The 13638-nt window shown below is 37.6% G+C and carries 17 protein-coding genes; all 17 read right to left on the bottom strand.

All coding sequences use genetic code 11. From position 1 onward, the window contains the following. A partial coding sequence (locus tag HC229_RS16170) for a helix-turn-helix domain-containing protein (protein ID WP_191021547.1) occupies positions 1-559 on the bottom strand: 559 nt, incomplete at its 3' end. A gap of 264 nt (positions 560-823) precedes the next feature. Next, a complete protein-coding gene (locus HC229_RS16165; protein WP_191021546.1) occupies positions 824-1393 on the bottom strand; it encodes a hypothetical protein in 570 nt (189 codons plus the stop codon). 297 nt (positions 1394-1690) lie between these two features. After that, positions 1691-2110, bottom strand: coding sequence for a hypothetical protein (locus HC229_RS16160; RefSeq protein WP_191021545.1), 420 nt, complete (start codon positions 2108-2110; stop codon positions 1691-1693). A gap of 1359 nt (positions 2111-3469) precedes the next feature. Then, positions 3470-3850, bottom strand: coding sequence for a hypothetical protein (locus HC229_RS16155; RefSeq protein ID WP_191021544.1), 381 nt, complete (start codon positions 3848-3850; stop codon positions 3470-3472). 610 nt (positions 3851-4460) lie between these two features. Next, positions 4461-4979 carry a hypothetical protein gene (locus HC229_RS16150; protein ID WP_191021543.1) on the bottom strand — a complete coding sequence of 173 codons (519 nt, stop codon included), beginning with the start codon at positions 4977-4979 and terminating at the stop codon, positions 4461-4463. 189 nt (positions 4980-5168) lie between these two features. Then, complete coding sequence (locus HC229_RS16145) at positions 5169-5666, bottom strand: toxin-antitoxin system YwqK family antitoxin (RefSeq protein WP_191021542.1); 498 nt, start codon at positions 5664-5666, stop codon at positions 5169-5171. A 210-nt stretch (positions 5667-5876) separates the two neighbouring features. After that, complete coding sequence (locus HC229_RS16140; protein ID WP_191021541.1) at positions 5877-6401, bottom strand: hypothetical protein; 525 nt, start codon at positions 6399-6401, stop codon at positions 5877-5879. Positions 6402-6588: 187 nt separating this feature from the next. Then, positions 6589-6936 (bottom strand): DUF3024 domain-containing protein, encoded by a 348-nt coding sequence (locus HC229_RS16135; RefSeq protein ID WP_191021540.1) that lies wholly within the window; start codon positions 6934-6936, stop codon positions 6589-6591. Positions 6937-7204: 268 nt separating this feature from the next. Next, positions 7205-7756 (bottom strand): protein adenylyltransferase Fic, encoded by a 552-nt coding sequence (fic, locus tag HC229_RS16130; RefSeq protein WP_191021539.1) that lies wholly within the window; start codon positions 7754-7756, stop codon positions 7205-7207. A 264-nt stretch (positions 7757-8020) separates the two neighbouring features. Beyond that, on the bottom strand, positions 8021-8488 hold the full coding sequence (locus tag HC229_RS16125) for a VOC family protein (RefSeq protein WP_191021538.1): 468 nt from the start codon (positions 8486-8488) through the stop codon (positions 8021-8023). Between the two features lie 396 nt (positions 8489-8884). Continuing rightward, entirely contained in the window at positions 8885-9256 is a 372-nt protein-coding gene (locus tag HC229_RS16120) for a hypothetical protein (protein ID WP_191021537.1), read from the bottom strand. A gap of 612 nt (positions 9257-9868) precedes the next feature. Then, entirely contained in the window at positions 9869-10285 is a 417-nt protein-coding gene (locus tag HC229_RS16115; protein WP_191021536.1) for a hypothetical protein, read from the bottom strand. Positions 10286-10431: 146 nt separating this feature from the next. After that, complete coding sequence (locus HC229_RS16110; protein WP_191021535.1) at positions 10432-10872, bottom strand: hypothetical protein; 441 nt, start codon at positions 10870-10872, stop codon at positions 10432-10434. A gap of 191 nt (positions 10873-11063) precedes the next feature. Next, positions 11064-11492, bottom strand: a complete 429-nt coding sequence (locus HC229_RS16105; protein ID WP_191021534.1) for a hypothetical protein — start codon at positions 11490-11492, stop codon at positions 11064-11066. A gap of 357 nt (positions 11493-11849) precedes the next feature. Continuing rightward, the gene (locus tag HC229_RS16100) at positions 11850-12239 is read right to left on the bottom strand and encodes a DUF3157 domain-containing protein (protein ID WP_191021533.1); all 390 of its coding nucleotides are present in this window, start codon (positions 12237-12239) and stop codon (positions 11850-11852) included. Positions 12240-12501: 262 nt separating this feature from the next. Then, the gene (locus tag HC229_RS16095) at positions 12502-13062 is read right to left on the bottom strand and encodes a hypothetical protein (RefSeq protein WP_191021532.1); all 561 of its coding nucleotides are present in this window, start codon (positions 13060-13062) and stop codon (positions 12502-12504) included. A gap of 43 nt (positions 13063-13105) precedes the next feature. Further along, on the bottom strand, positions 13106-13638 hold a 533-nt coding region (locus tag HC229_RS16090; RefSeq protein ID WP_191021531.1), incomplete at its 5' end, for an IS3 family transposase.

Raw genomic sequence — 13638 nt, 5'->3', positions numbered from 1 at the left:
CTCCTTCGGTATGCCCGATTTCTTGTCTTAAGAGGACTTCAGCCGGTCTTTCATCGATGCTTACCGCCTCGGGTATGCGACTGTGTTTGGTAAAGCCCTTTCTGGTTCGGTTCCTTCTGCGGCTGTGCTTATAGGGCAGCAGCGCAATGAGTTTTTTGCCAAGCCTGGATTGCCTGTGCCTGTAAATGTGTTGGTAAATCGCCTCGTAGGAGATGGACATTACCGGATCAGCCGGATACCGATCCCGGAGTTCGCCCGAAATCTGCTCCGGTGACAGATCCCTGAGCAGTCCACGATAGACGGCGGCCTTGAGCCTTGAATGGGAATTTATCTTGTCCTTTCCCCGTTTGGTTATATGGACCTGTTCGGCGCAGAAATGGGCCAGGTCGGCCTTATAGACATCTTTGGGGTTTACGACCCATTGTTTGACCTCCCGACCTATCGTGGACCGGTTCCTTCCCAGTTGTCTTGCGATATATGAAACGGATTTTTTTTCGGCGAGCAATGTCTCGATTACGATCCTTTCCTTATGACTTAAATGGTTGAATGTTCTCTTCATTTACAACAAATCTATTGATAAGATTTTGTTGCATTAAGTTCTTGAATTTACCCTTGGTGATCAAAAATTACTGCTAACGTTAGGCCTATTCGCGCAGTCGCGGCCTTTCGGAGATTGTACTCTCTGCCGAACGTGAAGGTAGCAAAACTTTTGATTTTTTCTAACTTGAAAAGTTTGAAAAAATCATTGTTTTGCGGAATCGGAGAATAGGCGTGAAGCCATACAGAACCAGCGATTGCGTGAATAGGCGGTTAGCAGTAGCCTTTATATATTATTTCTAGTCATAAATTCGGTAACTCCTCTAAGTAGATTTTCCACCTGTTCTTGCCCATATTCTGAGTAATGCCCATGAGCAGCTTTATTTCGTAAATCTAACCACGCAGTCACATTTTTTTGATCAAGTTTATTGTAAATACCAACAGATGCCAATTCATTATTTAAAGTATCCGCTCTCTTAGGGATGCTTTTTAATTTCTTTTGCTCATCAACGGCAATATTGTTTTTTCTGCACAATTGGCGAAGATGTTCTTCTAATGTGCTTCCGATAATTACTGCCGCCGGATCTTTATATTTTTGTTCCAGCAAATATTCTGCTGTCTCGAGAAAGTCAGTAAAAATTTCTGCTGAAACTAATCCTTTAACCGTTGTCAACCAACCTTTCTCAATTTCTGTTTTTATAGAGTTTAGTAAACCTTTCCCAGCTTCAACTTCGTGAGGTTTTGGAGAATTTAATGCTTTGAATCGTAAATAGTAAGGATGATTTTCTCCGTAAAGATTTAGTATGAAAGATAAGCTCGCTGTTTCAAACTCTTTAACAATTCGTTCGCAACCCAATGATGGTAGAAAAAGTCATCACTAGTCGTGAACTTGCTGGACAAAGTTTTGTCTGCTAGTGAAATTAAATATTCAATTCTTTCTTTAAGAACTTGATTGGTACTCATTTCGTCGTTTTAAGGTTACTGCTAACGTGAGGCCGCTAACCGATCGTCGCGGCCTTTCGGAGAGAATATTCTCTGCTTTGGTATAAAGGTAGCGAAATCAATGATTTTTTCTATCTTGCAAAGTAGAAAAAATCTTGTTTTCGCGCCTTCGAAAAAGGGTGGTTCTGTTACCCGAAACCAGCGATGGCGGTTAGCGGCGGTTAGCAGAGGTTGCTTTATTCAACAGCGTACACAAGAAAATTAAAAACATACTTAGAACCCAAAGCCAGTATCCTATTAGATACTTCTGAATCTTGGCGATATTTCCTCCTTCATTTATTAATACTTCGTCAAGTATTAAAAAGGAAAGTGATAATAATAATGACAAGCCACCTAAATATTTAGCAATATTCTTATTTATAATTAAAAAAATAACGGATAATAAATACAGCGGGTTCGCAAACCAGACAATAAAAGAATCCGAAGCATTCATCCATCCTATTAAAAAAGCCATTAATCCAAGCGATCCTATCGTTTTTGAACCATTTGCTAAATAACATTCTTGAACCAAGGAGATTAAGAAAATTAATATACTCAAGATTATTAAGCTAATTTTTATCTTCTTATTCATTTTTTATCGCGATTTTTTTGCAATCTCTGCTAACGTGAGGCCGCTAAACGCCGTCGCGGCCTTCCGGAGAGAATATTCTCTGCTTTGGAATAAAGGTAGCGAAATCAACGATTTTTTCTAGCTTGCAAAAGCAGAAAAAATCTTGTTTTCGCGACTTCTGGAAATTTTAGGTTCTAGTCACTCTTAACCAGCGATGGCGGTTAGCGGCGGTTACTGGAAGTGGCGGCACGTCCTATTGGCAAATCAAGTGACGATTTTGTTTTCGTCGTTAATCTTTTTTCTTTTAGCAGGCCAGCCAGGTTGAGCCAACGAACTGTTCAATATCTGTCGACGAAAATAGTTTGTTTTGGAATCTTATACCAACCAAAACTTTTGAACTTTGAATGATAATTATCGAAAGCGCCCAAAGCCGACCAATGACTGCTTGTTAAAAACGCCATGCTGATCAAAGACTAATCTTTGCTGCTCGCCTAGATTTAAATATAATGATGTTCCTCGTTTTTGATCGCGATCAGCCGACTAATATTTTCCTTCGTTGAATGGTATAAAACTAGAGAGAAGTTCAGATTTTTTTTGGAGTGACGTTTTTTCAGGTTTCGCGCTCGCCGCCATTTCCAGTAACGTGAGGCCGCTAACTTCTCGTTGCGGCAATCGGAGAGAATATTCTCTGCCGAACGCAAGCGAAGTTATGGAAAAAAGTAGTTCTCGCTACCGGAAAACAGCAATGGAAGTTAACGGCGGTTATCTTCTCGGCCGAATATAAGATCAAAAAAAGAATTTATTTATATTTTTTACAAAGTCTAATTGACGTTGTTTTGTCGTGGCGGTAATTTTTTCTTCGGTAAGATATTTTTTTGTCGTTAAAATAAGTTCTTTTCGAAGCCAGGATAAATTTTTGCGGCATCGAAATAAATTGTTCGCGTTACTAAAATAAAATAGTTGCGGCGTCAAATTTTTTTTTTCGGCGTCGAAGTAAATTTTCTGAATGTTCGCAAAATCTCTCGTCACAAATTTAATTTCAGCGGAATTTTTTGTTTTTGGATTCGCTTCATGAACTATTTTTAGAGTAATCGTTTTCCGATGTTATGAGCGAGCAAATATTTTCTTTCGACCGTTTCAGATTTCGTGATTTCGCGGCTGGAAGATAACGTTAGGCCGCTAACCGCGCGTTGCCGCCTTCCGGAGAGAGTTTTCTCTGCCGAACGGAAAGGTAACAAAACTGATGAATTTTTCAAGCTTGACAAAGCAGAAAAATTCATAGTTTTGTGGCTTCTGGAAACTGCAAGTTCACGCTAACGTATTGCGGCAATGGCGATTAGCGGCGGTTACCAGCTGTGTTTTTCACATTTGCATTTCATATCATTCTAAAAAATAAATTGTAATAAATGCTAATGGAGTGATTACAAAATATAAAATTCCGGAAAAAAATATTGATTTGTGATAAATTGAGACTGATAATTTTCCCTTATTTCTTAAAATTATAAGTCCCATTATAATAGGCGCTCCGAAAATTAAATAAAATGTTCCGAGCGACGCGATTCCGGACCATTTCCAAAACAATTCAGTCAAAACTATTATTAATAGAATTCCATAATTAATAAATACTGTAAAAAGTTCTATTTCTGGTGCGTTCTGCGTATTTTTTTTCATTGCCTTATTCAGGCTTAAAAATAATAAAAAGCCTAATAGTGGAATTACAATGTGAATTATGGAAGCTGTTATTATCTCCTTGGTTGTCATATTAGGTGGTTTCGAAACATAGATGGTAACGTGAGGCCGCTAAACGCCGTCGCGGCCTTCCGGAGAGAATTTTCTCTGCTTTGGAATAAAGGTAGCGAAATCAACGATTTTTTCTAGCTTGCCAAAGCAGAAAAAATCTTGTTTTCGCGACTTTTGGAAATTGCAGCTTCTAATTACTCTATACCAGCGATGGCGGTTAGCGGCGGTTACTTGCAGGCCGAAGACACAAAGATTAGCGTGGCAATTTACCTTGTACTCTCTGTTACAAGGTTGGTTCTAAAATTGCCACGGCGCCCGATTTGAAAAACGGTCGTTTTTTGAAAAAAAATAGTGTCAAATCGGGCGCTCGCGCGCAGCGCCGGCTTGCAAGTAACGTGAGGCCGCTAACCGCCGTCGCGGCCTTCGGGAGAGAATTTTCTCTGCCGAACGAAACGAAGTTATGGAAAATATTGACTCAATTAGCCGTGAACCAGCGATGGCGGTTAGCGGCGGTTACTGGAAGACTTAAATTTTTAATGGCTTTTATGGTTCATAATTAACTGCCTAATCATTTGATTAAATGAATTTGTCGACTTGAGATTTTCAATGCTCTCAGCTAATGTTTTTATAATCATTTCTCTTTCGGGAACGTTCGTATTGAGCTGATCATTAGGTTTGCGTCAAAAACCATTGCGGACGCATATATTTCTTTCATATTTTCATCACCTTCGCAAAAAACACTGAAAAGATCTTCTTTGTCCGGCAACAACTTAACGTTGTCCCAGATCAATATGACTTTTGTTATTGCCGGCAAGCTGCCTCTTTGGGGCAAATCCATGAATATTTCCCTATTCCATCTTCCAAATTTTCGAAACATTGCAGCTTGAGTATAATTTGCACCTAGAACGGCATTGAACTTTACTTTGTTTACTCTGAGTTGCAAAGTATCTAGGCTAATGACTTCTTCACTTATACTGATGCTGCCATATCCGTTTTCGTAAATATATGGATTGTAGGAATTTTGAGTTCTATGAGGAATACCTACAGCCTTTGATGAAAATATAGAATCTTCAATTACAACTTTACTGGTATTTTTAAATGTGCCACAACTTAGCGCACAAAATATTAAGCTGATAAGACTAAATCTCATTATTAATTATTTATTGGGGCATTTCTGTTTCAAGTTTCAGGCGGCGTCAAGTTTTCCAGTAACGTTTCGCCGCTAAAAGAAGGCGCGTCTAGCAGAGATAGTCGTCTCTGCTAAACGTAAATGTACTTAAAAAATGACTGGTTCAACCACCTGAAAGCAGCGCTTTTTTTTAGCGGCTGTTGGCAGTAGTTACTTTATAAGCTTTCCCTTCTCAAATTTTTGCGTAAGCACATTCCCATTTTCGTCTTCGCAAATTTCAGTTCCGTCCTTTTTGCCATTCAAGTAACCACATTTATATGTTATTTTATTATTCTCGATAATTTGGTATAAAACTTTTTCGCCTCGTTCATCATAATCAGTAATCCAGAAAATGGTAGAGGTCAAGTTATGCTTAACTTTTTTCTGCTCAATGTTACTATTAGGAAAATAGAAAACTTCTTCGGCAATTCTTTGCCCATCACCATTAAAATATTCAGTATATTTTTTTAGATACCCATTTTCGTAATATTTTTCGAAAACAGTGTGCTTATTTTTTTTTATAAACGCGACAGTTCCCGTTAATGGTTTGTCATCTACCTTGCTATGGACGATATCATTAACTTTATAAATATCTGCGCGACTCAGCTTTTCCTGAGCTGAAGCAGCTGAAAATATAATAAGACAAATTACAGCAAAATGTATCTTCATCGACTCGATAGGTTTCGTAATTACTGCCAACGTGAGGCCGCTAAACGCCGTCGCGGCCTTTCGGAGAGAGTTTTCTCTGCTTTGGAATAAAGGTAGCGAAATCAACGATTTTTTCTAGCTTACCAAAGCAGAAAAAATCTTGTTTTCGCGACTTTTGGAAATTTTAGGTTCTAATTGCTCTGAACCAGCGATTGCGGTTAGCGGCGGTTACTAGCCGTTTTGATCATTAAAATTTTCTTTCCAAAGATATTCGCTAACAAATTTACCATTGGTCATTGTCAAAAATCCAATAATTGTTGAAATGAAATAATATATAAACCATCCAGTCTCGCTATAATTTTTAATCAGTTCTTTTTGTCTCAAAAATTCGAAAACTGAACTTATTAGATTTGGAAATGATTTTAAAAACCATACAGCTCCAATCAAGGTTATAGTTATTGTCAATACATTTTTAGCCGGGATTTCAAATTTAATATTTTCCTCGACAAAATTTTGATCGAGTTTCAATATCTTAATTATCCATTCGCTTTTAAACAGAAATAGTCTTGTAACTAAAATAAATATTGACAAAGTAGCCAAACTCATAAGCCAAACTAGAATTAGATTTTCCCATCCTATTTCACCGTTTATGAAATTTAACGTTGATGTAAATTGTGGGATTATCCAAACACAATTTAATAAAAGCCATATTCCTATTGATTTGATGATAATTTTCCAGAACGTATTTATATTCATAATCTGATTTTTAGACGAGAGATCATTAAAAATGGCTAGTAACGTGAGGCCGCTAAACGCCGTCGCGGCCTTCCGGAGAGAATATTCTCTGCTGAACAAAGGCGAAGTTATGGAAAAAGTTGGTTCAAAATACCATAAACCAGCGATGGCGGTTAGCGGCGGTTAGGCGCTGGCCGAATTCAAATTTCTAGCCCCAGAAGCATCCGAGTTTATCCTCTTTTACAACATCTACAAATTCTTTAAGGCTCTTTACCCTTGGCAAGGGTTTATAGTTATGCCATTTTAAATCAGACATTAGCCAAAAGATTTTCCACGTATTTTCTTTTTTTACAAATGCAGCTTTTGCAACATAATATTCTGCTTTTTCTTTAGGATTAGTCCAACTCGGACGAATTTCAAATATGATTACATTTTGGCCATCCACTTTATAACCAATATCTAACTGGCTTCGAATTTCTTCTCGAGGTCGTGCAGATATAAGATAGCTCTCCATAACTTCAATTATTTCAATCTCATTCTCAAATTCTAAAGCCATGTAATATTTTTGGTTAATTTCGATATTCGGTTTGTTCCTCGCGCGTACGCGGCTTGCGCCTAACGTGAGGCCGCTAAACGCCGTCGCGGCCTTCCGGAGAGAAATCTCTCTGCTTTGAAATAAAGGTAGCGAAATCAACGATTTTTTCTAGCTTGCCAAAGCGGAAAAAATCTTGTTTTCGCGACTTTTGAAAATTTCAGCTTCTAATTTCTCTAAACCAGCGATGGCGGTTAGCGGCGGTTACCAGCAGGCGCAATCCTCTTCCAGGCTATTCGTCATCCTTTTGATAACCTTCATAATAATAAGACTGTTCAATACCTTTGAAAATGATTTCCCGATTATCAATTTCTGCAGTTAAATGTTCCTCTAATAAGGTACGCAGTTCCAAATCATTTATTGGGCTTCTCTCCATTGCTTGCAAGTAGAGTGTTTTATCGACGTATTGCCAATTAACAACCTTTCTAATTTTACTTTTTAAAATCATATCTAACCAAATACGCATCGATCTACCATTACCCTCCATAAATGGATGAGCAATATTCATTTCAACGTATTTAGCGATAATTTCTTTAAAATTATTTTCAGTCATTTGTTCGATCTTGACCAAGATCTCTGTGAGGTAAAGTGCATTAGCAAATCTAAACCCACCTTTGGAAATATTTAATTTACGTATTTGCCCTGCGAATTCATATAAACCTCCAAATAAATATTCGTGGATGTCTTTTAAACCTTGAGTTGTCCCAACTTCGATAGTATCAATGTCACCAGATTCGAATAGGCGATATGCGTTTTCTAAACTGTTTTTGTCAATATTTTTCATAAGATTGAAACACTTAATGTTTGAGATTATACTCCCACAAAAATACTTGAAAATGATTTGGAAATCGTTACAAGGAGCGACTTTTCGTCGATGTAACAGGCAGTTTTTCGGATCAAGCGTTTGCTGGTAACGCTTCGCGGCTCTTAGCCGTTGCGGCTTTCGGAGAAAGTTCGCTCGGCCGAGTAGAAGCAAAGTTATGAAAAAAAGTGTTCCAATTTAACGGATCGGAGCAATGGCGAAGAGCCGCTGTTATGGGCAGTTTTTTTATTTTAGTTCTGAAAGTATGATTTTCTTCTGTTGAAAGGTATTTTTCATTGCCTTTTCTCTAATCTTTGGGTCAGTATTATTTATTAAACCGTAATACTCAACTGGAACTACCTGCCACGATAGGCCATATTTGTCTTTACACCAACCACAGGAACTTTCTTGTCCACCGTTTGAAGTCAACGCATTCCAATAGTAATCTGTTTCAGCTTGGTCTTTTGTGTTAATCACTAAGGAAACAGACTCATTAAATTTTTGAAATGGACCTGCTGCTAAAATGCTTAATTCCATACCAGCAATTTCAATAACCGCTGTTTCAAAGTTTCCGCCTCCTGCTTCTGGTGGGTTTGTGTATTTGTGGTGTTCTTTTAGTTTACCGTCTTTAAATATTGATAGATAGTAGTCGGCAACTGCTTTAACGTTAGTTGTTTCTACCCAAATTGAAGGTGTAATTTTTTGAGTAATCATATTTTTCGTATTAAACGTTATCGTTTGCGGCGTTAGGTTCCTGAACTCTCCGTGTTGCTACTAAAATTGCCCATAACGTGAGGCCGCTAAACGCTGTCGCGGCCTTTCGGAGAGAATTTTCTCTGCTTTGGAATAAAGGTAGCGAAAACAAGATTTTTTCTAGCTTGCCAAAGCAGAAAAAATCTTGTTTTCGCGACTTCTGGAAATTTCAGGTTCTAGTCACTCTAAACCAGCGATGGCGGTTAGCGGCGGTTGTGCGAAGTGCCAAATATTAACCTCCATAAATTGCAGGATTAGTTAAAATATTTGCGATTATATTAGTGATTATATCTGATCCAAAACTTTTAAGCTTATCGATTGTTTTGGTTTTCTTTTCTTCGATACTGATTTCTTCATTTAGAACTGCTTCAAGTTTTTTATTTGCTTTCCTGTAAGTTCGTCTTTTACCGATTCCCAAATTAAGCTGACATTTATCGTTTGCGTCTGACTTTGATGCTGATTTAAAGAAATATTAATTCTACCGGATTCTGTCTTGCTACGTTTTTCAGGTAAACCGAAAGACGACAAATCCGAAATTAAGCCTTGTATAATTTCGGAAGCTTGTTTGTTGCAAAACGCAGCATTATTGCCGCCGCCAAAAGTTTGTCCATTAACACCGTAACTTGGGTAGATTTTAAATTTGACTTGTTTTATTTGCTCTTCTTGAATACTATCTTCTCCATAAATCCTAACAATTACATTTATTGCCTTTGACTGCCACGAAATCAAATCGTAACCATTTTTGATTTCCGGGTTTCTAATCTCTTCTAATGCTATAATGTATCTGTCATTTTTTACGGATTTTTTCGGGCATTTCGCACAACGTGAGGCCGCTAAACGCCGTCGCGGCCTTTCGGAGAGAATATTCTCTGCTTTGGAATAAAGGTAGCGAAATCAACGATTTTTTTAGCTTGTCAAAGCGGAAAAAATCTTGTTTTCGCGACTTTTGGAAATTTTAGGTGCTAGTTACTCTGAACCAGCGATGGCGGTTAGCGGCGGTTACTTGCAGGCCGAAAACACAAAGATTGGCGTGGCAATTTACCTGGTACTCTCTGTTACGAGATTGGTTCTAAAATTGCCACGGCGCCCGATTTGAAAAACGGTCGTTTTTGGAAAAAATAGTGTCAAATCGGGCGCTCGCGCGCAGCGCCGGCTTGCAAGTAACGTGAGGCCGCTAAACGCCGTCGCGGCCTTTCGGAGAGAACTTTCTCTGCTTTGGAATAAAGGTAGCGAAATCAACGATTTTTTCTAGCTTATCAAAGCGGAAAAAATCTTGTTTTCGCGACTTCTGGAAATTTCAGCCTCTAATTTCTCTGAACCCGCGATGGCGGTTAGCGGCGGTTATGCGATGTTTAAATTGCTTAATAGAATTTCCCTTTCTTCAAAACTTACAATTTCCGCTAACTTTATTTTCGATTGTTTTCCAAATTCAACAATTTTATTCCACTCTGGATCAATCAAAATTGAATAATGGCCAGAGTAGTCACTTTTTGGGGGTTGGTACTTTGACAAACTTTTATGCCAGTTTTCGATGATCTTATATTCATCCAACGATACTAAATCTCTTGAAATTTCATCATGGTAATTTTCGCTTAAAGCTAAATCATCAAAATAAGAAGATATAAATTCGACGAATGTCCAATGAGGACTTTTTAAGGAAATATTAGTCCAAGAAATTTGTTGCAACCCAATCGAAGTCAATTCATTTATTGAGAGTAGCCAGTTTTTTCGCCAATTTTTTTTCGTTTCGTCGTCCATAAATATCGCATAACGTGAGGCCGCTAACCGATCGTCGCGGCCTTTCGGAGAGAAATTTCTCTGCCAAACGTAAGCGAAGTTATGGAAAATTTGGTTCAATTTACCGTGAACCACCGATGGCGGTTAGCGGCGGTTACCAGCAGGTTTTATAATAATCTTACGATTACAATTTTTTGGATTTGGGTTTTTGAAAATTGGGTTTCTATTATTTTAAATTTCTTCTTCTTATTTTTTGAAGTTGAAATTTCTAAAATTACTTCGTTACCAATTTCTTTAACTTCGAAATTGTAAAAATCATTGTCAGTTAAAATATCAGTTACTTGATAATGTCCAAAATCTTCTCCTTTGATTTCTTTGAATGATTTACTATCAAAAAATTCCCAAGAAATATACTTTTTGCAATATTCGAAAGCCCGACTGCTATACAAATTTATCGTATCATTCTTATAAAACTGACTCTCAACATTACAAGACGTCCAAATTTTCTCAATGCTAAGAACCTCAATTAAATTCTTTTTGCTAGCTACATTTTGACCAAATGCCGAATGCAGGAACATTAAAAGCAATACAGGGAATAGTTTTCTCATTTGATATTTTAAGATTCTCGAATTTTGCCGTTTTTTCAAAACTTGCTGGTAACGTGAGGCCTGTAACCGTCAGTCGCGGATCAAAGCGAAAAGAGTTCTCTCTGCTAAAATATAATTTCTTCGTGAAAATGAAACGTCATTTTACCGAAAACTCCGCGATTGCGGTTACAGGCGGTTACAAGACGTTTTTATTAATTTACAATTATAGAACTGGTTGCCATAGTACCTTTTGATAAATTAACGTTGTAGTGAGAAACACTCTTCCAAATATATCCCGTCCCATTTTGGACAAATGCTTCGAAATAATATTTGGTTGATGTTGTACTGGTAATCATCGAGTTTAGATCGAAATATGCTAGACCATTTGCGTCAGTTGTGATTTGTTTTTTTATAGGCGGCAAATCATTTGTAGATGTTACTGGTTGATCGAACATCATTATTATGTAATTAGGTTTGTTAACTCCTGCGGAAGTTGTTGCAGTTAATTTGACCCAAGTGTTTGTTTGAGATGTTTCCTCAGTAATAGTTTCTGTAGAACTAGAACTATCATCGCTAGAACATGACATCGTAAAAATTGATACAAATGCTAAAATTGAAACTTTAAATTTTTTTGAATTCATTAATGATTTATTTTGTGCTTACTTTATTTTGTGCTTCTTTGGTATAAAAAGTCACTTACGGCTTTAGGTTTTTTCTGCTCATTTCTCCAGCCGATGCAATATTAAACTAAATTTTGTTAAAATTTATGTCCTAGAAAATGTCTTGTAACGTGAGGCCGCTAACCGATCGTTGCCGCCTTTCGGAGAGAGTTTTCTCTGCCGAACGGAAAGCTAGCAAAACTTATGATTTTTTTTCACTTAAATAATGTAGAAAAAATCTAAGTTTTGCGGCTCATGTAAACTGGACTTTCAAGTAACCGTATTCGCGGCAATGGCGGTTAGCGGCGGTTAGCGGATGTTGCAATTAATCCTTAGGCTTCAAATATCTTCATCTAATCTCGAAAATGCAGAGCCAGTTCTTCTGTATTTCATTTTCTTTCCATTGACGCAAAGAGAATACATTCCATTTCCTTGTTGTTCGGAAATATTTAGAAGCTTAACATCTTCGACTTTGCAATCATTTTCTACGGCCACATGCTTTTTTAGATCATCAGTTGTTGCTCCAACTCTTTTAAGCATATTGTAAATACCTTTCTCACTTTTTGGCTCGACAAAGTTTGCGTCGAGAACGCAATCATTTTCAGTTTGGCTTTTTGAAGCAACGTAATCCCAAGTTTTATCAATTTTTAAGATTACTTTTTTGCCATCTTCGGTTGTCGCAATTTTATTCTGTGAAAAGGAAAAAGTTGAAAATAGTAGCAAAGGCAATATTCAAAATATTTCTCATATTATTTAATCTTAATAAGTTCTTTCACCGGGATTTCCCGCAATATACGCTAACGTGAAGCCGCTAATCGATCGTGGCAGCCTTCCGGAGACGGATCTCTCCGCCGAGACGAAAGGTAGCAAAACTTATGGTTTTTCCTAGCTTAACAAAGCAGGAAAAATCTAATTTTTGCGGCTTTGGGACAAAACTCTTCCCCTTAGTCATCCCGCTGCCATGGCGGTTAGCGGCGGTTACAAGCTGTTCTTAATACTTTTTAATACACCACTTCCCCTTTTCTTTATTTAAAATAACTTCATATGAAGGATCTTCAATTCCCGTATTGTTGACTTTTACAATCACAAATGCCTTATTATTATCTGGAGAAAAGATTGGAATCGTCATATCATAAAATGGGAGTTCCAAATTTTTTGCAATAATAAATTCATCTTGAAGCTCTTTGTTAATAGTGAAGTTTTTTACACTCTCATTTTGAAACTTAAAATATGAACTGTCTCTTTTTGTAAGTGTTTTGTCTTGGGACATGTTATAACTTAATAAAGTTTGCGCATAGATACTATCTGCAAATCTTGGGAATGGTAAGTTCCCTTGTTTTGGTGTGAAAGAAATATATATCTTTCGTAATTCCTTGGAAAATGGTCTGCGATTTTTTCTAATGACGGTTTTTAAAAACGGTAAACTGTATTCTTTTGAAATAACTGATACGACCTGATTGATATCATCAGGATTTGGAAGATTAAAATCAGTGGAATCCTTCTTTGAACATGAAGCTATTGTGATTAACGATATTAGGATGATTTTTTTCACAATCTTGATGTCTTGTCCTGAAATACGTTGACCATTTTGGTTATTAATTCAGGCTGTATTTTTTATAAATATGTCGTTGGTTCCGATGTGCAAAATCCGGTGTCTGCATGTCCAGGCTGTAATGCCGTCTCTCGGAGTTATAGATCTTGATGGCTTGTTTTACCATTTTCTGCGCCGTTACTAAATTAGGTAAAGTTTTGATGAGTCCGAACTCATATTTCAGGATTCCGTTTACCCTTTCGGCCACTGCGTTTTCGTAGGGATCGTATTGTTGTGTGGTGCTCAGCAGAGTATTGTTGGCGGCGGCAAACTCCGCGAATTGTGGGCAACAGTATTGTATTCCACGATCGCTGTGATGGATGATCTGCTGATTTTGGTACGATCGTGCATCCAGCGCCATTTTAAGGGCGTCTATGACCAGTGTGGCGCGCATGTTCGTATCGAGTTTGTATCCCATGATTTTCTTCGAATAGAGGTCGGTTACCAGGGCCAGATAGGCGTGGTCGTTTTGTATTTTAATATAGGTTATGTCGGCCACCAATGCCTGCTCGGCACGGGTAGGAGTGAGGTCTTTTA

The organism is Flavobacterium selenitireducens (assembly GCF_014748335.1).
GTDB lineage: Bacteria > Bacteroidota > Bacteroidia > Flavobacteriales > Flavobacteriaceae > Flavobacterium > Flavobacterium selenitireducens.
The sequence above is the reverse complement of the archived record's forward strand: the minus strand, read 5'-3'. Positions and strand labels throughout refer to the sequence as shown.

What these genes read in the sequence shown, in the direction of transcription:
- HC229_RS16160 (WP_191021545.1), bottom strand. Translation starts at nt 2,110, where the DNA reads ATGAATAAGAAGATAAAAATTAGCTTAATAATCTTGAGTATATTAATT.
- HC229_RS16155 (WP_191021544.1), bottom strand. Translation starts at nt 3,850, where the DNA reads ATGACAACCAAGGAGATAATAACAGCTTCCATAATTCACATTGTAATT.
- HC229_RS16150 (WP_191021543.1), bottom strand. Translation starts at nt 4,979, where the DNA reads ATGAGATTTAGTCTTATCAGCTTAATATTTTGTGCGCTAAGTTGTGGC.
- HC229_RS16145 (WP_191021542.1), bottom strand. Translation starts at nt 5,666, where the DNA reads ATGAAGATACATTTTGCTGTAATTTGTCTTATTATATTTTCAGCTGCT.
- HC229_RS16140 (WP_191021541.1), bottom strand. Translation starts at nt 6,401, where the DNA reads ATGAATATAAATACGTTCTGGAAAATTATCATCAAATCAATAGGAATA.
- HC229_RS16135 (WP_191021540.1), bottom strand. Translation starts at nt 6,936, where the DNA reads ATGGCTTTAGAATTTGAGAATGAGATTGAAATAATTGAAGTTATGGAG.
- fic (WP_191021539.1), bottom strand. Translation starts at nt 7,756, where the DNA reads ATGAAAAATATTGACAAAAACAGTTTAGAAAACGCATATCGCCTATTC.
- HC229_RS16125 (WP_191021538.1), bottom strand. Translation starts at nt 8,488, where the DNA reads ATGATTACTCAAAAAATTACACCTTCAATTTGGGTAGAAACAACTAAC.
- HC229_RS16115 (WP_191021536.1), bottom strand. Translation starts at nt 10,285, where the DNA reads ATGGACGACGAAACGAAAAAAAATTGGCGAAAAAACTGGCTACTCTCA.
- HC229_RS16110 (WP_191021535.1), bottom strand. Translation starts at nt 10,872, where the DNA reads ATGAGAAAACTATTCCCTGTATTGCTTTTAATGTTCCTGCATTCGGCA.
- HC229_RS16105 (WP_191021534.1), bottom strand. Translation starts at nt 11,492, where the DNA reads ATGAATTCAAAAAAATTTAAAGTTTCAATTTTAGCATTTGTATCAATT.